The organism is Bacteroides sp. NSJ-48, assembly GCF_014287405.1.
GTDB lineage: Bacteria > Bacteroidota > Bacteroidia > Bacteroidales > Bacteroidaceae > Bacteroides > Bacteroides stercoris.
This window is the reverse complement of sequence record NZ_JACOOD010000007.1, coordinates 74,401-97,660: the sequence shown is the minus strand read 5'-3', so window position 1 is coordinate 97,660 and position 23,260 is coordinate 74,401. Positions and strand designations below refer to the sequence as shown.

Sequence of the window (23,260 nt, the reverse complement as noted above, 5' to 3'; positions counted from 1 at the left end):
TTCAATTGCGAATTACTGTAACCCAATGGCTGTAAGGCGTTTCTTTAATCAAAGTCGAGCTTTATCAGTTCGAAATTCTTGGTGAAGCGTACAAAGAACACTTTCCGGTTGATAAATCCGCCCCAGTTGTTTACACGCTGGAACTTGAAGCCGGTCTGAATGGGAACAAGGTTCATTTTGTCCAGGTTCTTTTCAAATCCCGAACCGTAGCGCGACAGTCCTTTGAGGAAGAAGTAGCCCGTGTCGAAACCCAGCATGCCGAATTTGGGATAACGTTCGTCCATCTCTTTGCCATACCATTTGCGGTAGCTCTTGGTGAAGTTAATGGCTGCCGGCAGCAGATTGTTCGTGTAGAACGAGGAGTAGAAGTATGTATCCAGTTCGAAGAAGGCTTCAAGATGGTCTTTGGTGTAAGTCTGCCATTCCGGATAGCCGAACAGATGTATGCGGCTGTCGGGCGTCTCGCGTACCAGCAGTGTCAGTTGCGGCAGTATCTTAATCAGTGTGATGTTGCTTCCGGAAGTGGGGATGAATATATTTTCGCGGTCGGCACGCAGTACGGCTTTCAAGGACTCCACGGTAGCATCCTCTTTCAGTGATTTTGTAGGTATGGAACGGTTGCGCAACTCCTCTTTCAATCCCTTGATGAAGTCCGCCTTCTCTTTGGTTCCCTGGCTTGCCTCGATAAAGATAACGTTGGCGTTGGGGAACTGGCGGACAAAGTGGTCGTACACTTCCGAATAAAGGTAGGATTGGGGAGTATTGATTTGGTAAACCGACGGATTGCGGAATACGGTATTGTCTTTAGACGTAAACGGTATCACCAGCCGTATGTCGTGCTTGTCGGCAAAATCGGCCAAAGGCTTGATGTGCTGCTGGTGCAACGGGCCGAAGATAATATCCATGTCCTTCATCTCGCTTTTGCCGAGTATGGAGTTCAGGGAGGATGTGGCAGGACCGGTACTGTAAGTATAAAGGTCTATGGAAGTGCCTGTGCGCTTCAGGCTGTCTACCGCCATAAGGAATCCTTCGTAATATTCCACCATTTTGGCAGACTCGCTTTTGCTTGCCCCGTCGGGCAGGAACGGAAGGACTACGGCAGCCTTGATGACATTGATGCGCTTGCTGCTTTTTGTGTTTTCACTGAACAGTTCGCTGTCGCTCGGTGCGGCCTGCCGGGGTGTATCCTGCTGCGTTGCAGAAGGAGAGGACGGATAGGGGATACAGAGGAACGAACCTTTCTTTATCTTGTTCTCGCCCCGCAATTCGGGATTGGCGGCTATGAGTTCGGCTTCGGTAATACCGTATTCGCGGCTGATGCTGAATACCGTTTCCTTGCGTTTTACCTTGTGCATGTCGCGGCAGCGGGATTGTACCGGGGCCTGAATGGCAGTGTTGCCTGCGGGCATGCCCGAAAGTGCCTGCGTGTCTGCGGTGACGGCTGCCGCATCCGTGGCCGACGGAATGCGGATGACCTGCCCGATGCGGAAGTTATCGGCGCTCAGTCCGGGGTTGGCATCGCATATAGCTTTGGCGGACACATTGTATTTCACCGTAAGCCGGTAAAGGGTTTCACCGGGAGCTATGGTATGGAAAGTCTCCTTTTGCAAACCGGCATCCGTACGCGGAATGCGCAGGGTACGGCCTACGTATATCTTGTCGTCGCTTCCCGGATTCAGTTTTACTATATCCGCCTGACTGATGTTGTACATGCTGGCAATGGAATACAGGCTCTGGCCTTTTTCTATCGTATGCAGAAAGTAGGATTGGTTTTCTTGTGCGCTTGTTCCGAGGCTGCACGCGCCGGCAAGCAGCAGGGAACAAAAAATACGGTTAATCGTTTTCATTCAGTAATCGTTGGTTTATGTTTACAATTTCCCAAAGTAGCCGCAAAGTTAACAATATTGTCCCATTTTAACCAAAGGATTGCGTTAAGAAATAATATTGTGCATTTCAAAACCGAAAAATACCGCTTTTCGACTGATATTCGGTCGGAAACCGTTATTTTTGCACAAATTCATTCATTAAAATATGCAAGAAGAAACAGAATATATCAATGTATACGGAGCGCGTGTACATAACCTGAAAGACATCGATGCGGAAATTCCCCGCAACAGCCTTACGGTAATCACCGGGCTGAGCGGAAGCGGTAAGTCGTCCCTCGCATTCGATACGATATTTGCCGAGGGCCAGCGCCGCTATATCGAAACGTTTTCCGCTTATGCCCGTAACTTTCTGGGCAATCTGGAGCGTCCCGATGTAGATAAGATTACCGGTCTGAGCCCGGTGATTTCCATAGAACAGAAGACCACCAATAAAAATCCGCGTTCCACCGTGGGTACGACAACGGAGATATACGATTATCTTCGTCTGCTGTATGCCCGTGCCGGCGAAGCCTATTCGTATCTTTCCGGCGAGAAAATGGTGAAATATACCGAAGAGCAGATACTCGAGCTTATCCTGAACGATTATAAAGGAAAACGTATTTACATCCTCGCCCCGTTGGTGCGCAACCGTAAGGGACACTACAAGGAACTTTTCGAGCAGATTCGCAAGAAAGGCTATCTCTATGTCCGTGTGGACGGCGAGGTGCGCGAGGCATTGCCCGGCATGAAGCTGGACCGTTACAAGAACCATGACGTGGAAGTGGTAATCGACAAACTGGTGGTGGCGGATAAAGACGACACCCGCCTGAAGAACAGCGTTGCCGTTGCCATGCGTCAGGGCGACGGGCTGCTGATGGTGCTTGATGCCCAAAGCGAGAGCGTGCGCCATTACAGCAAGCGTTTGATGTGTCCTGTCACCGGACTGTCCTATCGCGAGCCTGCCCCCCATAACTTCTCCTTCAATTCTCCGCAGGGGGCGTGTCCCAAGTGTAAGGGTTTGGGTGTGGTGAACCAGATTGATATAGACAAGATTATCCCCGACCGCGAGCTTTCCATCAGCGGGGGAGCCATCATCCCTTTGGGAAAAGCCAAGAACAGCATGATATTCTGGCAGATTGCCGCATTGCTGGAGAAGTATGAAGCTACACTGAAAACTCCTGTCAGGGAGTTGCCGGACGATGCGATAGATGAGATTCTATACGGTTCGGATGAGCGAATAAAGATAAAAAGCTCCCTTATCGGTACGTCTTCCGACTACTTTGTCACTTTTGAAGGAGTGGTGAAGTATATCCAGATGTTGCAGGAAAAGGATGCGTCTGCCACGGCACAGAAGTGGGCGGAGCAATTTGCCAGGACGGCTGTCTGTCCCGAATGCCACGGAGCGAAGTTGAACAAGGAAGCCTTGTCATTCCGTATTCACGATAAAAACATCTACGAACTCTCCACAATGGACATCAACGAGTTGTATGACTGGCTGATGAACGTAGACCAATATCTTAGCAGGAAACAGCAGCAGATTGCGGTAGAAATATTGAAAGAAATCCGTACCCGCCTGAAATTCCTGCTGGATGTGGGATTGGATTATCTGTCTCTGGACCGCAGCGCCGTCAGCCTCTCCGGCGGCGAAAGCCAGCGTATCCGACTGGCTACGCAGATAGGCTCGCAGTTGGTGAACGTGCTGTATATATTGGATGAGCCGAGCATCGGATTGCACCAGCGCGATAATCTGCGGCTTATTCATTCGTTGAAGGAGTTGCGCGATATGGGTAATTCCGTGATTGTGGTGGAGCATGATAAAGACATGATGCTTGCCGCCGATTACGTTATAGATATGGGCCCCAAGGCAGGCAGGCTGGGGGGCGAGGTGGTATTTGCCGGCACTCCGCAGCAGATGTTGCGGACGCATACGCTGACTTCCCGGTATCTGAACGGCGAATGTGCCATTGAAGTGCCTGCCGAACGGCGCAAGGGCAACGGCCATAGCCTGTGGCTGCGCGGTGCAAGAGGCAATAACCTGAAAAATGTGGATGTGGAGTTCCCGCTCGGCAAACTGATTTGTGTAACGGGAGTATCGGGCAGCGGAAAGTCCACACTGATTAATGAAACGCTTCAGCCCATCCTTTCGCAGAAGTTTTACCGTTCGCTTCAGGACCCCTTGGAGTATGGCAGTATCGAGGGACTGGAGTATATAGATAAGGTGGTGAATGTAGACCAGTCGCCGCTGGGGCGTACTCCGCGCTCCAATCCTGCCACGTATACGGGAGTCTTTTCCGATATCCGCAACCTGTTTGTCGGCCTGCCCGAAGCCAAAATCCGCGGATACAAGGCGGGACGTTTCTCGTTCAATGTAAGCGGCGGACGTTGTGAAGCCTGCCAGGGCAACGGCTACAAAACCATTGAGATGAATTTCCTGCCCGATGTATATGTCCCTTGTGAGGTTTGCCATGGCAAGCGTTACAACCGCGAAACGCTGGAAGTGCGCTTCAAGGGGAAGTCCATTGCCGACGTACTGGATATGACGATAAACCGTGCTGTGGAATTCTTTGAAAACGTACCTCAGATATTGAACAAGATTAAGGTAATTCAGGAGGTCGGCCTGGGGTATATCAAGCTGGGGCAGTCTTCCACCACGCTCTCCGGTGGCGAGAGCCAGCGTGTGAAGTTGGCCACCGAACTCTCCAAACGGGATACGGGCAAGACGCTCTATATTCTTGACGAACCTACTACCGGACTGCACTTTGAGGATATCCGCGTCCTGATGAATGTATTGAATAAATTGGTCGATAAAGGCAACACGGTTATCGTTATCGAGCATAACCTCGATGTCATCAAAATGGCGGATTACATCATTGACATGGGACCCGAAGGCGGTAAGGGCGGGGGAGAGCTTCTCTCTTGCGGCACGCCCGAAGAGGTGGCGATGAGCACGAAAGGATATACCCCGAAGTTCCTGAAAGAAGAACTTCATCTTTAAAATAGTCTGAAAGAAAGATGACGGGTGAAAGGCATCGGACGGCAAACCGTCTTTCTGCAACGGAATGCTTTTCGCCTGTCTGCAATTATAGTTTGTGATGAAAGAAAATAAAATCAACAAGACAAATGCAGCCCGGCTGCTTGATAAGGCAAAGATTGCCTACGAGCTCATTCCTTATGAGGTGGATGAGAAAGATTTGAGTGCCATACACGTGGCTACCAGTTTGGGAGAGGATATAGAGCAGGTATTTAAAACACTGATATTGCATGGCGATAAAACCGGTTATTTTGTGTGCGTCATTCCCGGAGAGCACGAAGTAGACCTGAAATTGGCCGCCAAGGTGTCCGGAAACAAGAAGTGCGACCTTATCCCGATGAAGGAACTGCTTCCGCTGACGGGGTATATCCGCGGCGGTTGTTCGCCTATCGGCATGAAAAAGCCTTTCCCTACCTATATTCACGAAACCTGCCTGCAGTTCTCCTATATCTACATCAGTGCCGGACAGCGCGGGTTGCAACTCAAACTCAATCCGAAGGATTTGATAAAGGAGGTACACGCTGAGGTTTGCAGGCTTTTTGAGGCATGAGGTGTGTAGGCATGAGGGATTATGTGATTTTAATGCTTTTTCCGGCACAGATTGTCATAGTGTAATTATTCGCATGCTTTTTCCGGCTTTTTTCGTGAAAGGGATATTAAAAACCTGATTTCCGGCAAGAGATATTTCGTTTTCTTACCGGAAATCTCGATGAAAAGTATATATTTGCAAAAAATATAAATAAACTAATACTAATTACTAATTTACAAAAACTTATTTTTATGTTTAGCAAGCACCCTAATGGTTTGATTGCTGCCGCTTTGGCTAATATGGGAGAGCGTTTCGGCTTCTATATTATGATGGCAATCCTTACACTGTTTATCTCGGCGAAGTTCGGGCTGTCTGAAACGACTACCGGATATATCTATTCCGCGTTCTATGCATCTATCTATATTCTGGCATTGGCAGGCGGTATCATTGCCGATAAGACTAAAAACTTCAAAGGCACTATCCTTGCCGGTCTGGTGATGATGGCGGTGGGTTATCTGATTATTGCCATTCCTACTCCTACGCCTGTTCCCAGCATGGGACTTTACCTGGGACTGACTTGTTTCGGACTTCTGGTCATTGCTTTCGGTAACGGTCTGTTCAAGGGTAATCTTCAGGCATTGGTGGGTCAGATGTACGATGATCCCAAGTACTCAAGCCTGCGCGACTCCGGTTTCCAGATATTCTACATGTTCATTAACATCGGCGGTTTCTTCGCTCCGTGGATTGCTATCGGTGTGCGCAACTGGTGGCTGAAGGTCAACAACTTCGACTATGATGCCACTTTGCCCGAACTTTGTCACCAATTCCTTAAAGAGGGCGACAAGATGGCTCCCCAGGCTATGGAGAATCTTACAGCTCTGGCAGACAAGGTTACGCTCGACGGCAGCCATGTGGCTGATATGGGTGCGTTTGTCAACAACTACCTGGATGTGTTTAACCGCGGTTTCCAATACGCTTTCATGGCTGCCATTGTTGCCATGTTGATTTCATTGGTAATCTACCTGGTCAACAAGAACCGCTTCCCCGACCCGGCAAAGAAGGTTGTAGCTGCCAAGGAACAGAATGCTACCGTAAGCAAAGAAGAAATCAAGATGAGCGCAGCCGAAATCAAACAGCGTATTTATGCCCTGTTCGCAGTGTTCGGTGTGGTAATCTTCTTCTGGCTGTCGTTCCACCAGAACGGTTATTCGCTGACTTACTTTGCACGCGACTATGTAGACTTGAGCGTAATCGATATTGACCTTGGCTTTACCCGTATCAAGGGTGCTGAAATCTTCCAGTGCGTAAACCCGTTCTTTGTGGTATTCCTCACTCCGTTTATCATGTGGCTGTTCGGCGCATTGAAGAAAAAGGATAAAGAACCGTCCACTCCGATGAAGATTGCCATCGGTATGGGTATTGCGGCATTGGCATACGTGTTCCTGATGATATTCTCGTTCACTTTGCCTGCCAAAGATGCGTTGAGCACGATGAGTGCCGCCGAAATCAATGCCATCCGTGTGACTCCGTGGATTATGATAGGTTTGTACTTCATCCTGACGGTTGCCGAGTTGTTCATCTCACCGCTGGGACTGTCTTTCGTGTCCAAGGTGGCTCCCCCTCATTTGCAGGGTCTGATGCAGGGTTGCTGGCTGGCTGCAACGGCAGTAGGTAATTCGCTGCTTTTCGTTGGCGGTATCCTTTATACCACTGTTCCAATCTGGGCATGCTGGTTGGTTTTCGTGGGTGCAACGGGCGCTTCCATGATTGTGATGCTCTCAATGGTTAAATGGCTGGAGAGAGTAGCGAAATAATAGAGAAAACGTAAAGGTCAACTTTGGAATTGCAGAGTTGACCTTTACAGTTATAATGTAGCCCTTTAGAAACGTAATGTAGCTCTTTGGAAACGTAGTGTAGCCCTTTGGATTCCATAATGCGGCCCGCTGCTTATTCTTCGATTTTCAACTGCATGATGTAGTCGTTCATATAGTATCCGTTTCCTATCGGAAAATCTCCCTCTCTGGATTTCTTCATCCCCATGTGCTCGTAAAAACCTACCGCTTTGTTGTTGCGGTTTACGTTCAGCTCCATAATGCACGGGGCGGGATGCACATCCCTGATGTATTTTACAGCTTCGCGAAACAGGAAACTTCCGCAGTGTGCGCCCTGATAATAAGGAAGCACATAAATCTTTTGCAGGTGAAACAGGTCTTTTCCCTGTTGCTGTACGGATACATAACCCGCCGCTTCGCACTCCTCACAGGCAATGAGGTACACATGCCCCTCTTCTTCCATCTGTTGGCGGATGCTCTCTAAGGAGTACATCCATTCCATCATATATTCGATTTGTTCTTTCGAAAGAATTTCTTTGTAAGTTTCGGGAAATATCTGCCAGGCGAGTTTATGGATTAACCCGCAATCGGCGCTTGTTGCTTTTCTGATGGTAAACATGTTTTGCTGCGTTTATATTAATATGATGCAAATATAGCATACTTTGTTTCAAACAGAAACTAAACTGTAATTATTTGTGGCATATCAACGGGGATTTTGTAGGTGCGACAGGCACAGCCCGGGTTGCTCTCCGGTCATATATACTCTTAAATAATATTAATGTAAGGTACTTTGCAATACAAGGTACTAAGATAATACATATATTTGTGCCATACAAAGGATGCAGGTATGGCATTTTTGTTGTAAACAGTCAAACCATTTAATAACATATACGAATTATGGACGTTAATAATGTAAAGTCGCAGATGCGCAAGGGCATGCTTGAATATTGTATCATGCTGTTGCTCCATAAAGAGCCGGCTTATGCTTCGGATATTATACAGAAACTGAAGGAAGCGCGGCTCATTGTGGTGGAAGGTACGCTCTATCCGCTGCTCACCCGTTTGAAGAACGATGATTTGCTGAGTTACGAATGGATAGAGTCCACGCAGGGACCGCCGCGCAAATACTATAGGCTGACCGCAAAAGGAGAGGCTTTTCTGGGTGAGCTGGAGGTGTCCTGGCGCGAACTGAGCGATACGGTCAATCATATTGCCAACAATTAGCGTGAAGCATGTTGGGCTATTGAAGAGTAATGAAAGAATAAATAAAAAACATATAACGATGAAAAAGACATTAACGGTAAATTTAGGAGGAACGGTTTTCCATATCGATGAAGATGCCTACCGCCTTTTGGATAATTATTTGAGCAACCTGAAGATACATTTCCGTAAGGAAGCCGGTGCAGACGAGATAATCGATGACATTGAACGCCGTATCTCCGAGCTTTTTACGGAGAAGCTTGCTGCGGGTTCGCAGGTGATTACCATTACCTATGTGGAAGAAGTGATTGCCCGCATGGGAAAGCCGGAGGAACTGGAGCCTGACGCAGGAGATGCCGCTTCCGGAAGCGGCAGTTGGGACGGCAGCAACCATGCCGGCAATACAGGTGCAGGCGCTTCCGCAACTGCGGAGAAAGTGTCTCACCATTTCTATCGCAATCCCGACGATAAGATGTTGGGCGGTGTGGTGAGCGGATTGGCTGCCTATTGGGGTTGGGACGTGACGATGTTGCGTCTGGTGCTTGTAATAATCATGATTTTCGGATTCAAGCTCCTGATACCTGCTTACATCATTTGCTGGATAATCGTTCCGGAAGCCCGCACGGCAGCCGAGAAACTGAGTATGCGGGGCGAGGCGGTTACGGTGGATAATATAGGCAAGACAGTGACCGGCGGTTTTGAGAAGATGGCAAACGGCGTGAACGATTATATGAGGTCCGACAAGCCTCGTACTTTCCTGCAGAAACTGGGCGATGCCCTGGTTATGGTGGTGGGGCTGTTCCTTAAAATCTGCCTGGTGATATTCGCTATCATCTGCAGTCCGCTGCTGTTTGTGTTCGGAGTGGTGTTCGTAGCCCTGCTTTTTGCTGCCGTAATGGTGGCCATCGGCGGTGGGGCAGCACTTATCTCGATGTTCCCTACTTTTAATGTCGTATTGCCTGCTTCTCCGTTATCGGCCATTGTGATGTATATTGCTGGTATCCTGGTAGTGGGCATTCCGTTGGTAAGCCTCGTTTGGATGATATTCAGCCAGATATTCAAGTGGCAGCCTATGGTTTCCGGCCTGAAATGGACGTTGGTCATTCTTTGGATTGTAAGTGCGTGTGTCTTTGGCATCTGCTTCGCAATGCAGGGAGCGACATTCCCGATATTGGGCGTGCTGGTCTGACAAGCGGGAGCATGACATAGAAAAAAAAGAAGCCGGCAACATCACTGCAACGATGTGCCGGCTTTCTTTTTTCATATTCTTTTTTATCTGCTTTCTTTATTGTTTTGCAGGCTTCAGCCACTTATCCAGCCATTCAAAGAATGTGCGCTGCCACAGAACGCCGTTTTGCGGTTTCAGCACCCAGTGGTTCTCATCGGGATAGATAAGCAGTTCGGCAGGAACACCGCGCATTACGGCAGCGTCAAAGGCTGCCATTGCCTGGTTGGCAAGGATGCGGAAATCCTTTTCGCCATGAATGCAGAGGATAGGGGTATCCCACTTGTCAACGAAGAGGTGGGGGGAGTTGGCAAATGTACGTTGGGCTGTGGCGTTGTCCTTTTCCCAGTATGCGCCGCCCATATCCCAGTTGGCAAACCATTTTTCCTCTGTCTCCAGGTACTGCATTTCCATATTGAATATACCGTCGTGGGCAATGAATGCCTTGAAGCGTTTGTCGTGATGTCCGGCAAGCCAGTAAACGGAGAAGCCGCCGAAGCTGGCGCCTACACAACCCAGGCGGTCTTTGTCGACAAACGGTTCTTTTGCCATTTCGTCGATGGCTGTGAAGTAGTCTTTCATGCACTGGCCGCCGTAATCGCCGCTGATGGCTTCATTCCACTCCACACCGAAGCCCGGAAGACCGCGGCGGTTGGGAGCTACGATGATATAGTCGTTGGCAGCCATAATCTGGAAATTCCAGCGATAGCTCCAGAACTGGCTGACGGGGCTTTGAGGTCCGCCCTCGCAGAAGAGCAGGGTGGGGTACTTCTTGTTCGGGTCGAATTGGGGTGGGTAGATAACCCAGGTCAGCATTTGCTTGCCGTCGGTGGTCGTCATCCAGCGTGCCTCTACTTTACCCATCTCCAGTTGGTCGTAGATTTGCTTGTTCTCGAATGTCAGTTGCTCGGCCTTGGCAAAAGCATTGCCGTTGCGTGTATTGTTTACGGCGTATATCTCATCTCCCATACTCATGGAGTGGCGCTTGGCAATGAGCTTGTCACCGCAAAGGGCGAGAGAGGCGTAGTCGTGCATGCCGTCGGTAAGTCGGTTCAGACTGTCATTGTCGGCAAGACCGATGTTGTAAATCTGCGTTTCACCGTGCCATACGCCGATGAAGTATATGCTTTGCGAGTCTTTGTTCCACAAGAAAGCATCTACGTTGGATTCGAAGGCGCGGCTTACGAAACGCTTCTCTCCGGTTGCAAGGTTCATGACGAACAGGCGGTTGAGGTCTGCCTCGTAGCCGTCGCGTTCCATGCTCTGCCAGGCTATGTACTTGCCGTCGGGCGAATATTGGGGATTGGTATCGTACCCTTTGTTCTCTTCGGTGATGTTTTCCGTTTTCCCGGTGGCAAGGTCATAGATGTAAATATCGGAATTGGTGGAGACGGCATAGGCCAGTCCCGTCTTTTTGCGGCAGGTATAGGCCACTTTGTCCGAAGCAGGGCTCCAGGCCAGTTGCTCGATACCGCCCCAGGGTTTCATCGGGCTTTCGTAGGGTTCGCCGTCCAGAATATCCTGTACGTTGCTGATGCCGTTGCCGTCGAAGTCTGCAACGAAGGGATGCGGAGCGGTTGTCACCCATTCGTCCCAATGCTTGTACATCAAGTCGGTAACGATGATACCGGTTGCCTTAGGCAGGTCGGGATGCTTGTCGGCGGTGCTCTGCACGGTTTTTACCTGGGCGATGAAAAGCAGCTTCTTGCCGTCGGGCGAGAAAGCGAATCCTTCGATGTCTCCCTCGTACCGGGTGAGCTGTTTGCGTTCCGTACCGTCCGGATTCATCTCCCACACCTGGCTGCTGCCGCTTTCGTTGCAGAGGAAAGCGATTTTCTTGCCGTCTTTAATCCAGACGGGTTGGCTTTCCTGCCAGCTGTCGCGGGTGATTTGTCTGTTGCTGCTGCCATCGGCATTCATGACAAACAACTCGTTGTTGCTCTTGTTTTCCGGTACGCTGTAATAGGCTACCGAGTAAGCAATCTGTTTCTCGTCGGGCGATACGGCTACGCTGCCGATACGGCCCATTGCCCAAAGCGCTTCGGGCGTCATGCGCTTACCTTCAATCTTTATATCCGATCTTTCGATAAGCGTCCCGTTCTGTCCTGCGTCTTTGGTTCCGCCGCAGGATGCCAACATCATTGCTGCCGACATAAATAATAGGTTTGATTGTTTCATATATGTTTGAAGATTTATTTCGGTAACGAAGATAGGAAATTAATTTAAATTTTCTTCAGACTCCATTTCCCTTTCTTCATGTAGAAATAGCAAAGCACCAGAATTCCTACGGAATAAACAATTTCCGATGTCCATGCAAATGCCACGTCCAGTTTCAGATAGGCTACGATGTATGTGATGTAGCAGGTATAAACCACCAGTGTTATCATCTCCAGGGCCAGGGCCGTACGCGTGTTTCCGGTTCCCGATACGGACTGGAAATAGACGTTGGCGGGTACGAGGAACAGATAGGCGGAGCAAAGTACCCAAAGCGAGGGAACGGCTGCCTCTTGCAGTTCCGGCATATCCGTGTACACGCTCAGTATCAGCTTGGGGCACAGCGCAAAGAACACGGCAAGCGGCAACACGAACGCATAGGCTATGCGGATATGCTGCTGTATCGTACCGGGCACGCAGTCGGTGTGTCCTGCTCCGATAAGGTTGCTGACAAGCGACCCGCAGGTCGAAGCGAATGCCATCATAACCATAAACATTATGCCCGATACGTTGCGGATGATGTTGGTAACGGCCAGCGAACGTTCTCCCAGATGCTCTACGTAAAGGAAGAGCAGGAACCACGTGGAGAGTGACAGGAAATTCTGTACCATCGTCCAGAAAGAGACGTTGAGCATGCGTTTGAGTATGTTCCAGCGGATACCCGGTATTTTGTCCAGTCCGTACTTGCGGATGTCGATGCGGTGACGGGTGTAGAGGATGAAGAATATCAATGACACCAATTCCGCCAACGACGAGCCTATGGCGGCTCCGGCAATGCCGAGCTGCGGCACTCCGAATTTTCCGAATATCAGGATGTAGTTGAATACGACATTGCTCAATACCATGACGATTGAGTTCAGCGTCAGCGTTTTGGTCTGTGTCGTTCCCAGAAAGAACGCACGGAACATCACTGCCGTAAAGGAGAAAAAGAAGCCGAATACACGCCAGTTGAGGTAGCTCATTGCCGCATCGTAGATGTGCTGGGAAGAGACAAGCCGTTTCAATATCACCGGAGCGAAGCTGTAACAGAGGGCAAACATAACCGCTGCCATTCCCAACTGGAAATAGACTCCCTGGTAGAAGAGGTTGCCTATCTCTTTATATTGCTGTTCGCCGTTGCGCCGTGCTATCAGAATTTGCGCTCCGATACTGAAACCGAATGCCACCATGAACATTACTATGTAGAAGATACCTGCAATGGCGGATGCTCCTAATTCTATCTCGCCCACGCGTCCCAGGAAGGCAGTGTCTGTCATGCCGATCATCTGCTCCATGAGCAGGCTGATGAGAATAGGGTAGGCTATAAGCCAGATTTCTTTGTAGGTGTATTTAGTCTGCATATTCGATAAATAGGTTTTTGGGATACATTCGATAATTCTTTTTGGGAGACAGATATACTTGAAAAAAGGAAAAGGAAGCCGGGCAAAGTGCATTGTCCGGCTTCCTTCTGAGAAAATATCTTGAACGGAAGTTTATTTCCTGTTCTGCTTTTCTTTCATCATCTGCTCCTGTTGCTTCTGCATAGCTTCAAGGCGGGCAGCGAAACCGGTCTTTTTCATTTTCTTCGGGTCTTTCTTGTTCGCTTCCAGTTGTGCCAGAAGCGCTTCCTCATTCGTCATTTTGCGCATGATGATGGTAGTTATCACACTGACAAGCGTCGAAATGAAGTAGTAGTAGTTCAGTCCCGAAGGATAGTCGTTCAATATAAACAGGAACATAACGGGCATCAGGTACGACATCCATTTCATGGCTGCCATTTGCGGGTTGGCGCCTGTGTCCTGCTGTTGCATCATAAATTTGGTGTTCAGGATATTCGTTACTGTCATCAGCAGGCAGAAAAGGCTGAGGTGACTGCCCAGGAACGGAATATGGAATGGGAAATTGATGAACGCATCGTACGTGGACAAGTCATCGGCCCACAAGAAACTTTGCTGGCGCAGCTCGATGGCACTCGGCACGAACATAAACAATGCCATTAGAATGGGGAACTGAATCAGCATCGGCAGACAGCCGCCCATCGGACTCACACCGTATTGGCTGTAAAGCGCCATCACTTCCTGCTGCTTCTTCATGGCATCTTCCTGCTTGGGATACTTCTTGCCTATTTCGTCTATTTTCGGTTTCAGTACACGCATTTTGGCAGAGGAGATGTACGTTTTCCAAGTTGCGGGAAATACCACTGCCTTTACAATCAATGTCATCAGCAGCAGAACGATACCCATGCTCAATCCCCAGCTGGACAGCCAGTCGAAGATATTGATGGTAAACCATTTGTTTATCCAGCGGATTAACGGCCAGCCCAGATATACCAGGCGGTTGAGCTCCCACTTGTCCTCGCGTCCTTTATCGAGTGCGGTCAGCGTTTTGTAGTGGTTGGGACCGAAGTAGAAGAACAGTTGCGTCGGAGTCTTGCCGGTCGGGTCGAAAGCAGTGCTCATTTCGGCAGAGTAATCCTTGATGTAGCCGCTTCCCTGTGTCTCCAGCTTTGAGTTCAGCTTCGTCTTCTCAAAGTCGGCATCGGCAAGGAATACGGAAGAGAAGAACTGGTTCTTGAAAGCAATCCAGTCCAGGCGCTCTGCCACTTCTTTCTCATCGTTCTTGCCGGCAGAAAGGTAATCGGTTCCGTCTCCGGTAATTTTATAGGTCAGTTCCGCCAGGCGGTTCTCATACGTATATCCCTTTTCTATCTGACGTGCACGCTGCGACCATTCGATGTCTACATAGTCGGTGTTTGCCAGCTTGTTTGCCATACCTACGGCGTCGATTGTAAAGTCTACCAGATAGGTGTCATTGTGCATGGCATACTTAAAGTCGATATAGCTGGCGCTGTCTGCCGCCAAACGCATGGTTACGGTGCTGTCCGTACGGTTCACCACCGAAAAATAGTAGTTCTCCGTCTGTATGGTTTCCTTCTTGTTGTAGAAAAGGAAGTTCATGGAAGCGTCGTTGCCGCTGAATAGGGTAACAGGTGTCTTTTTGTCCTGTCCCATATACTCTTTCAACGTAGCTGACGAAATACGTCCGCCCTTGGTGGCAACTGTCAGCTCTGCCAGATTGTTTTGTATTGTAACCTGTGAGTCGGTTCCCTGAAGAGCGTTGAAGAAGAGAACGGTAGAGTCTGCCGTCTGTTCCTCTTTGTCATTGGCCAAAGCGGCTTCCGCCTTTGCTTTCAGGTCAGCTTCGCGTTGTTGTACTTGGGCTATGGAGTCATAATAGCGTTGCTGTGCAGCCAGTTGCTCCTTGCTCGGACGGCTCAGAAAGCTGAATCCGACTAACAGGATTGCTATCAAGACAAGGCCTGTGATGGTGTTTTTATCCATTTAATCAAATTATGAATTTTCAATTATTAATTAGTGATGATTACTTTGTTTCGTTTTCAATCGCAGCCTTTACGAAAGCTACAAATAGCGGATGCGGGTGCAGTACGGTACTGCTGTATTCGGGGTGGAACTGGGTTCCGACAAACCATTTCAGGGCGGGTATCTCTACTATCTCCACCAGGTCCGATTCCGGATTGATGCCCGTACACTGCATGCCGGCCGCTTCATACTCTGCCTTATATGCGTTGTTGAACTCATAGCGGTGGCGGTGGCGCTCCTGTATGTGTTCCGTGCCATAGGCCTCGTATGCTTTGCTGCCTTCTTGCAATACGCATTCGTAAGCGCCCAGACGCATCGTGCCGCCCATATTGGTAATGGACTTCTGCTCTTCCATGATGTCGATAACGTTGTGCGGTGTCTTTTCGTCCATTTCGCGCGAATTGGCATCAGCGTATCCCAGTACGTTGCGGGCAAATTCAATGGCAATGCATTGCATGCCCAGGCAGATACCAAATGTCGGAATATCGTGCGTACGCGCATATTTGATGGCTACGAACTTTCCGGCAATGCCACGTTCGCCGAAACCCGGCCCGATGAGAACGCCCGACATGCCTTTCAATGCTTCCGCTACGTTTTCGTCCGTCAGCTTCTCGCTGTTTACGAAATCTACGGATACCTTGCGGTCATTGTATGTTCCGGCTTGTGAAAGGGCTTCGCGGATGGATTTGTAGGCATCCTGCAAATCGTACTTGCCCACCAGTGCGATGTGTACCGGTTCGGTCGTTTCTGCCTTATGACGGCGTTCGAGGAAGGCGCGCCACGGACCCAGTCCCGGAGTATCGCCCACGGGAAGTCCCATTTTCTTCAGGATAGTTTCGTCCAGTCCCTGAGCCTGCATCAGAATAGGCACTTCGTAGATAGTAGGTGCATCGATGCTCTGTACAACGGCATTTTCGTCTACATTGCAGAAAAGGGCCACTTTCTTGCGCAAGGTGTTGCTCAGCTCATGTTCCGTGCGGAGTACCAGCACATCGGGCTGGATACCGGCGCTTTGCAACTCTTTTACGGAGTGCTGGGTCGGTTTGGTTTTCAATTCGCCGGCTGCTGCAAGGTAGGGTACATAAGTAAGGTGTACGCACAAGGCGTCTTTACCCAGTTCCCATTTCAACTGGCGGATGCTTTCCAAGTACGGAAGAGACTCGATGTCGCCTACCGTGCCACCGATTTCGGTAATTACGAAATCGAATTTATATTTGTTGCCCAACAGCTTTACATTACGCTTGATTTCATCCGTAATGTGAGGGATTACCTGAATGGTCTTTCCCAGATAATCGCCGCGGCGCTCTTTGTCGATAACGCTTTTGTAGATACGTCCGGTTGTAATATTGTTGGCCTTTGTGGTCTGGATACCCAGGAAGCGTTCGTAGTGTCCCAGGTCGAGATCGGCTTCATGGCCGTCTACCGTTACGTAGCATTCTCCGTGTTCATAAGGGTTCAGCGTACCCGGGTCGATATTGATATACGGGTCGAACTTCTGAATTGTTACTTTATAACCTCTTGCTTGCAATAATTTACCGATGGATGACGAAATAATACCTTTACCCAATGAGGAGGCAACGCCACCGGTGACGAAAATATACTTTGTTTCTCCCACAGCTATACTGTTTTAAATGTTTTCTCTAAAAATTAAAGCGCAAAATTATGAAAAAAAAGAGGAAGTACATAACAGTTTGGTGAAAACAATTATAAAAAGTGGAATATCTGTGCGTAATAAGGTTCTGATAAACTTTCACTTTCCACCTTTTGTAATCTGAACATTTTGATTTAATTTTGCGTTCAAATATAGATTTTAAGAAAAGTATGAGGAATAGACGTGTTTTAATAGGATTGGTTGCCGCACTGCTTTCTTTTCCGGTGATAGCCCAAAATGCTGCAAAGAGTACAAGAAAACAGGCTGCAACGGAGAATGCGGATACATTGTCGGGTATTTGGAGTCAGAACTGGATATTGAAACTGAAACCCTGCGATAATGGGTACCGGCTGGATACAGTCTCCGTGCTGTATGAAAAATATTTCGGTGTGTTGGATTATTTGAACGATCCGGCTACTCCCGAACGGTATATTGCATACAATCCGGACTATTACCGTATGTTTGTTCCCACCACTTATTATTATGCTCCTATGGAACGCCTGTCGCAGGTTGGCTGGACTTTCCAGAAGCCGGATACGGTACCTGCGATGACGAAAGAACTCCTGCCGTTCGATACATTGAGCTTCTTGTCGAAAGAGAATGCGAATAGGGTTGTAGACCGCGTGATGATGAATACGTACGTCAATCGTCCGGACTTGGTGGTAATGACCGAGAAAGAGATTAAGAAGAAAAAACTTTTCAAGGACAATATCGAAAAGGAAATCTCTTCCAAGCCTTCCGTGGTGAAACTCTTTGCCCAGGAGAACATGGCAAGAGTGAAAGAAGAGGCGGAAGTCGTGATACAAAAGCCCAACTGGTGGGTGACCGGTGGAAACGGTTCGTTGCAGATTACGCAAAACTATATTTCCGACAACTGGTATAAGGGCGGTGAAAGTACGAACTCCTTGCTTGCCAACCTGCAGTTGTTTGCCAACTATAACGATAGGGAGAAACTCCAGTGGGAGAATATGCTGGATGCCAAGTTCGGCTTCAACTCAGCTCCTTCCGATGAGTTCCACGATTACCTGGTAAGCACCGACCAGTTCCGCCTTTATAGCAAATTGGGTATTCAGGCTGCATCCAAGTGGTATTATACCATTACTACGGAATTTAAAACACAGTTTTGCCATAGTTACAAGGCGAATAGCGAAGAGCTGGTCTCAGCATTCTTTGCACCCGCAGATTGGTCGTCCAGTATCGGTATGGACTATAAGCTGAAAAAGGAAAAGTTTAACTTGTCTGTTTTTATCGCCCCGCTGACCTATATGTTGCGCTATGTGGGCAATAAAGAGGTGGATGAAGTGAAGTTCGGCCTGGACGAGGGTAAGTGCGTCAAGCATAATTTCGGTTCTCAAATACAGCCTACGCTTTCGTGGACTATCATACCTTCTATCGTTCTGGATTCACGGTTGGACTTCCAGACCAGTTACGAGTGGACACGTATTGAATGGGAAAACACCATTAATTTTGTGCTGAACCGTTATCTCTCCACCAAGCTTTATGTGCATGCCCGTTTTGATGACAGTGCCAAACCTACCGAAGGCGACAGCTATTTCCAGGTGAAGGAATTGTTGAGCTTCGGTATCAATTACAAATGGTAACCATATCTGTTGCGAATGATTAAAGGGAGCGCTCCGCCGATGACAGCGGGGCGCTCTTTTTTTGTTTTTCAGAAGAAAAAATAGCGAAAAACTGCGAAAAACAGGAAAAAGAGCGTTTGCGTACACAGAAAAAGCAGTCTAATCCCTTGCAGTTCGCAAATAATGCGTAAATTTGCCGCGATTTGTAATGCACACTTTGCAAAATGGCGGATACTATAAGACATCAGGGTATTGTGGAAAACATAAACGGCACTCATCTTCAGGTGAGGATTGTTCAAACTTCAGCATGTGCTTCATGCAGTATCAAGGGACATTGCAGTTCTGCCGATACAAAAGAAAAGCTTATCGATGTTATAGATGAAAGTTCTTCTTATCAGCCCGGCGACCGTGTATGGGTTGTCGGAGAATTGTCTATGGGGGTAATGGCGGTTTTGCTTGCGTTTGTGTTTCCTTTTCTTGTTTTAATCTTTTCCCTTTTTGCTTTTATGGCTATGTGGCACGACGAACTGGTCTCTGCACTGTGTTCGTTAGGGCTCCTTATACCTTATTATTATATATTGTGGCTGAACAAGTCGCGATTGGGAAAGAAGTTCTCTTTCTCGATTAAACCGATGAACTAACTAATACATAAAACAAATAATTAATAAACAACTAATTTATGAATGTAATTCTGATTGCAGTAATTTCATTGGGGGCCATAGCGCTGGTTGCGGCGGTTATTCTTTACGTGGCTTCCAAGAAATTTGCCGTGTATGAAGATCCGCGAATTGCACAAGTGGCAGCTGTGCTGCCTCAGGCAAACTGCGGTGGATGTGGTTACCCGGGTTGTAGCGGATTTGCCGATGCTTGCGTCAAGGCAGGTTCGTTGGAAGGTAAACTTTGTCCGGTGGGCGGACAGCCTGTCATGACGAAAGTTGCCGAAATCCTGGGATTGGATGCTGCTGCTGCCGAACCGATGGTTGCAGTGGTAAGATGTAACGGAACGTGTGCCAACCGTCCTCGTGTCAATCAATACGACGGTGCGAAGAGCTGTGCTATCGCAGCTTCTCTTTACGGTGGCGAAACGGGATGCAGCTTTGGCTGTTTGGGATGTGGCGACTGTGTGTCTGCCTGCCAGTTCGGTGCTATCCGCATGAATCCCGAAACCGGGCTTCCCGAGGTGGACGAAAGCAAGTGTACCGCTTGCGGCGCATGTGCCAAGGCTTGTCCGAGAAATATTATCGAAATCCGTCCGCAAGGCAAGAAATCCCGCCGCGTTTATGTGCAGTGCGTAAACAAGGATAAGGGTGCTGTAGCCCGTAAGGCCTGTACCGTAGCCTGCATCGGCTGTGGCAAGTGTGTGAAGGTATGTCCGTTCGAGGCAATTACGCTGGAGAACAATCTGGCATACATCGACCCGAACAAATGTAAGTCTTGCCGTAAATGCGAAGAAGTTTGTCCGCAAGGTACGATAATCGCCCTCAATTTCCCGCCGCGTAAACCGAAAGCGGAAGGAGAGGCTGTTGCTTCTAAGTCTGCAGAGCCGGTGAAGAAAGTTGCGGAAGCTGCCAAGAAGCCGGCGGAAACTCCTGCAAAGCCCGCAGAAGCTCCTAAAAAAGCAGCGGAAACTTCCAAAGCTTCTGAAACTGCTGCTGCTCCGGAAACTCCGAAAACTGAAGCATAATATTAAAAGAAATTAAACGACTAAAAATACAGAATTGTATGTTGAAGACATTTTCAATCGGTGGAGTTCATCCACACGAAAATAAACTTTCAGCACATCAGCCTATCGTACAGGCAGAGATTCCGGCAAAAGCCGTTATCTTGTTGAGCCAGCATATCGGCGCTCCTGCAAAGCCTATCGTTGCTAAAGGTGATGTTGTGAAAGTAGGTACAAAGATTGCCGAACCCGGCGGCTTCGTATCAGCGGCTATCCATTCGTCTGTCAGCGGAAAGGTCGCAAAAATCGACACTATCGTCGATGCCAGCGGATACGCCAAACCGGCTGTATTCATTGATGTAGAGGGGGATGAGTGGGAAGAGACCATAGACCGTACCGATACATTGGTAAAAGAGTGCAATCTCACAGCCGAGGAAATCGTGAAGAAGATTGCGGATGCCGGTATCGTAGGTTTGGGAGGCGCTTGTTTCCCTACACAGGTGAAGTTGTGCCCGCCGCCTGCATTCAAGGCGGAATGTGTCATAATCAATGCCGTGGAGTGCGAGCCGTATCTTACTGCCGACCACCAGTTGATGCTGGAGCATGCCGAAGAAATCATGGTAGGTGTTTCTATTCTGATGAAAGCCGTTAAGGTGAACATGGCATTCATCGGTATTGAGAATAATAAGCCCGATGCTATCCAGCTGATGACGAAAGTAGCTGCCGGCTATGCTGGTATCGAGGTTGTGCCCTTGAAAGTGCAGTACCCGCAAGGCGGTGAAAAGCAGTTGATAGACGCTGTTATCAGTCGCCAGGTCGCTGCCGGTGCATTGCCTATCTCCACGGGTGCCGTTGTACAGAATGTAGGTACTGCATTTGCCGTATATCAGGCTGTTCAGAAGAATAAACCGCTGTTTGAGCGTGTCATTACCGTTACCGGCAAGTCTTTGTCCAAGCCTTCCAACTTCCTGGCGCGTATCGGTACGCCGATGAAGCAGTTGATTGACGCTTGCGGCGGTCTGCCCGAAGATACGGGCAAGATTATCGGCGGCGGTCCGATGATGGGTAAGGCGCTGGTAAATACGGATGTGCCGACTGCGAAAGGCAGTTCAGGCATCCTGATTATGAACGATAAGGAAGCCAAGCGTGGTGAGGCGCAGCCATGTATCCGTTGCGCCAAATGTGTGAGTGCCTGTCCTATGGGGCTGGAACCCTACTTGCTTGCTACCGTATCGGCTCACGGCGATTTTGAAAGAGTAGAGAAAGAAGATGTCATGTCGTGTATCGAGTGTGGCTCATGCCAGTTCACTTGTCCTTCCAACCGTCCGTTGCTGGACTATATCCGTTTGGGTAAGGGTAAGGTAGGAGCGATGATACGTGCACGTCAGGTAAAAAAATGAAAGAATTGATTTAGTATAATCTTATGAATAAATTAATCGTATCCCTTTCGCCCCACGTTCACGGCGGTGACAGCGTGCAGAAGAATATGTACGGCGTGCTGATAGCATTGATTCCTGCATTTCTTGTATCGCTTTACTTTTTCGGACTGGGCGCGCTGATTGTTACGGCTACTTCCGTAGCAGCCTGTCTGTTCTTTGAATGGGCTATCGGCAAATTTCTGATGAAGAAAGAAACCACAACCATCTGTGACGGTTCCGCTATTATCACCGGTGTGTTGCTGGCATTCAACTTACCTTCCAACCTTCCTGTCTGGATTATCATTCTGGGCGCCTTGTTTGCTATCGGTGTAGGCAAGATGTCTTTCGGAGGTTTGGGTTGTAATCCTTTTAACCCCGCATTGGCGGGACGTGTGTTCCTGTTGCTGTCGTTCCCTGTGCAGATGACCACATGGCCTGCCGTAGGACAACTGACCGCTTACACGGATGCCACTACGGCTGCTACGCCGTTGGCTATAATGAAAGGTGTAATCAGCGGTGCTCCAGGCATGTCTTTGAGCGACCTTCCCTCATCTTTCAGCTTGCTGATCGGTAATAACGGCGGTTGTCTGGGTGAAGTCAGCGCATTGGCCCTGCTGTTGGGACTGGCCTATATGTTGTGGAAGAAGATTATTACATGGCACATTCCCGTATCCATTTTGGCTACGGTATTCGTTTTCTCCGGCATCATGTACTGGGTTAATCCGGAAATCTATGTATCTCCGGTGGTGCAACTGCTGTCCGGTGGTCTGATGCTGGGTGCTATCTTCATGGCTACGGATTATGTAACTTCTCCGATGAGCCATAAGGGAATGCTGATTTACGGCGTATGTATCGGTCTGCTCACGGTCATCATCCGTCTGTTCGGCGCATATCCCGAAGGTATGTCGTTCGCTATTCTGATTATGAATGCGTTTACTCCGCTTATCAACACATATGTTAAACCTAAACGCTTTGGGGAGGTAGCGAAGAAGAAATGAAAAAGTTAGAATCATCCTTAAAGAATATGTTGCTGGTGCTTACGGGAGTTACTGCGATATCCGTAGCATTGCTGGCTTATGTAAATGAACTGACGAAAGAACCTATTGCGCAGGCCAATGCCAAGACGTTGAGCGATGCTGTCAGCGCTGTGGTTCCGGGTTTTGACAATGACCCGATTGCCGAAAAAAAGACTCAGGAGGTAAATGGTGTCCAGTACGCTGTGTATCCCGCCACTAAAGAAGGCAAATTCATCGGTGCTGCTGTCGAAGCGACTTCCATGGGCTTTGGCGGTGAGCTGAAGGTATTGGTAGGCTTCGATGCCGAAGGCAAGATTATCGATTACTCGCTGCTGTCGCATGTGGAAACTCCGGGATTGGGCTCCAAGGCTGCCGACTGGTTCAAGAAGGGAAACAAGGGAGATATTACAGGTATGAATCCCGGTGAAGCTTCTCTGACAGTAAGCAAGGACGGCGGTAAGGTAGATGCCATTACAGCTTCAACCATTACTTCGCGCGCATTCCTGAATGCCGTAAACGTTGCATATGCTGCCTATGCAGGTCAGAATACTGCTGACGGCGCTACGGGAGCTACTCAAAAGAATGTGGAAGAGGCTGCCGGAACCAATACGGCTACGGGAGCTACTATTAAAGTTGAACTCACTGATTCTGTCAGTGCTAAATAAGAAAGGAGTAGAGAT

At 48.7% G+C, this 23,260-nt stretch carries 17 protein-coding genes; 11 read left to right on the top strand and 6 right to left on the bottom strand.

The genetic code is table 11. The features are described from left to right. Positions 1-44 precede the first annotated feature (44 nt). Positions 45-1,847 carry a LysM peptidoglycan-binding domain-containing protein gene (locus H8S52_RS05270; protein ID WP_117985132.1) on the bottom strand — a complete coding sequence of 601 codons (1,803 nt, stop codon included), beginning with the start codon at positions 1,845-1,847 and terminating at the stop codon, positions 45-47. 184 nt (positions 1,848-2,031) lie between these two features. Between H8S52_RS05270 and uvrA the strand changes: the two genes are divergently transcribed. From uvrA to H8S52_RS05255, 3 genes are all read left to right on the top strand, one after another. Beyond that, a complete protein-coding gene (gene uvrA, locus H8S52_RS05265; RefSeq protein ID WP_117941136.1) occupies positions 2,032-4,860 on the top strand; it encodes an excinuclease ABC subunit UvrA in 2,829 nt (942 codons plus the stop codon). Positions 4,861-4,957: 97 nt separating this feature from the next. Beyond that, on the top strand, positions 4,958-5,446 hold the full coding sequence (gene ybaK, locus H8S52_RS05260; RefSeq protein WP_117906221.1) for a Cys-tRNA(Pro) deacylase: 489 nt from the start codon (positions 4,958-4,960) through the stop codon (positions 5,444-5,446). A gap of 230 nt (positions 5,447-5,676) precedes the next feature. Next, positions 5,677-7,239, top strand: a complete 1,563-nt coding sequence (locus H8S52_RS05255) for a peptide MFS transporter (protein ID WP_005653881.1) — start codon at positions 5,677-5,679, stop codon at positions 7,237-7,239. A 133-nt stretch (positions 7,240-7,372) separates the two neighbouring features. Here H8S52_RS05255 and H8S52_RS05250 read toward each other — a convergent pair whose 3' ends face one another. Next, entirely contained in the window at positions 7,373-7,876 is a 504-nt protein-coding gene (locus H8S52_RS05250; protein WP_060384982.1) for a GNAT family N-acetyltransferase, read from the bottom strand. Positions 7,877-8,154: 278 nt separating this feature from the next. Here H8S52_RS05250 and H8S52_RS05245 point away from each other — a divergent pair, with 278 nt between their 5' ends. Both H8S52_RS05245 and H8S52_RS05240 read left to right on the top strand, forming a co-directional pair. Then, complete coding sequence (locus H8S52_RS05245; protein ID WP_005653884.1) at positions 8,155-8,481, top strand: PadR family transcriptional regulator; 327 nt, start codon at positions 8,155-8,157, stop codon at positions 8,479-8,481. A gap of 58 nt (positions 8,482-8,539) precedes the next feature. Next, a complete protein-coding gene (locus H8S52_RS05240; protein WP_186909421.1) occupies positions 8,540-9,646 on the top strand; it encodes a PspC domain-containing protein in 1,107 nt (368 codons plus the stop codon). 96 nt (positions 9,647-9,742) lie between these two features. Here H8S52_RS05240 and H8S52_RS05235 read toward each other — a convergent pair whose 3' ends face one another. The 4 genes from H8S52_RS05235 to H8S52_RS05220 form a co-directional block, all read right to left on the bottom strand. After that, positions 9,743-11,860 carry a S9 family peptidase gene (locus H8S52_RS05235; RefSeq protein WP_186909420.1) on the bottom strand — a complete coding sequence of 706 codons (2,118 nt, stop codon included), beginning with the start codon at positions 11,858-11,860 and terminating at the stop codon, positions 9,743-9,745. A gap of 44 nt (positions 11,861-11,904) precedes the next feature. After that, positions 11,905-13,236, bottom strand: coding sequence for an MATE family efflux transporter (locus tag H8S52_RS05230; protein WP_186909419.1), 1,332 nt, complete (start codon positions 13,234-13,236; stop codon positions 11,905-11,907). A gap of 132 nt (positions 13,237-13,368) precedes the next feature. Then, positions 13,369-15,216: a membrane protein insertase YidC gene (gene yidC, locus H8S52_RS05225; protein WP_117985123.1), complete on the bottom strand. Its 1,848-nt coding sequence runs from the start codon at positions 15,214-15,216 to the stop codon at positions 13,369-13,371. A gap of 40 nt (positions 15,217-15,256) precedes the next feature. After that, positions 15,257-16,870 (bottom strand): CTP synthase, encoded by a 1,614-nt coding sequence (locus H8S52_RS05220; protein WP_117903698.1) that lies wholly within the window; start codon positions 16,868-16,870, stop codon positions 15,257-15,259. A gap of 206 nt (positions 16,871-17,076) precedes the next feature. Here H8S52_RS05220 and H8S52_RS05215 point away from each other — a divergent pair, with 206 nt between their 5' ends. The 6 genes from H8S52_RS05215 to H8S52_RS05190 all read left to right on the top strand — a co-directional run bounded on the left by H8S52_RS05215 (position 17,077) and on the right by H8S52_RS05190 (position 23,245). After that, positions 17,077-18,507 (top strand): DUF3078 domain-containing protein, encoded by a 1,431-nt coding sequence (locus tag H8S52_RS05215; protein ID WP_117903696.1) that lies wholly within the window; start codon positions 17,077-17,079, stop codon positions 18,505-18,507. Between the two features lie 203 nt (positions 18,508-18,710). Next, complete coding sequence (locus H8S52_RS05210) at positions 18,711-19,127, top strand: SoxR reducing system RseC family protein (RefSeq protein WP_005653896.1); 417 nt, start codon at positions 18,711-18,713, stop codon at positions 19,125-19,127. 38 nt (positions 19,128-19,165) lie between these two features. After that, positions 19,166-20,170: a Fe-S cluster domain-containing protein gene (locus H8S52_RS05205; RefSeq protein WP_117954655.1), complete on the top strand. Its 1,005-nt coding sequence runs from the start codon at positions 19,166-19,168 to the stop codon at positions 20,168-20,170. Positions 20,171-20,208: 38 nt separating this feature from the next. Beyond that, positions 20,209-21,546, top strand: a complete 1,338-nt coding sequence (rsxC, locus tag H8S52_RS05200; protein WP_186909418.1) for an electron transport complex subunit RsxC — start codon at positions 20,209-20,211, stop codon at positions 21,544-21,546. A gap of 23 nt (positions 21,547-21,569) precedes the next feature. Continuing rightward, entirely contained in the window at positions 21,570-22,562 is a 993-nt protein-coding gene (locus tag H8S52_RS05195) for an RnfABCDGE type electron transport complex subunit D (protein WP_016662731.1), read from the top strand. Continuing rightward, positions 22,559-23,245, top strand: a complete 687-nt coding sequence (locus H8S52_RS05190; RefSeq protein ID WP_117985119.1) for an RnfABCDGE type electron transport complex subunit G — start codon at positions 22,559-22,561, stop codon at positions 23,243-23,245. Before H8S52_RS05195 ends, H8S52_RS05190 begins: the two co-directional genes overlap by 4 nt. Positions 23,246-23,260 lie beyond the last annotated feature (15 nt).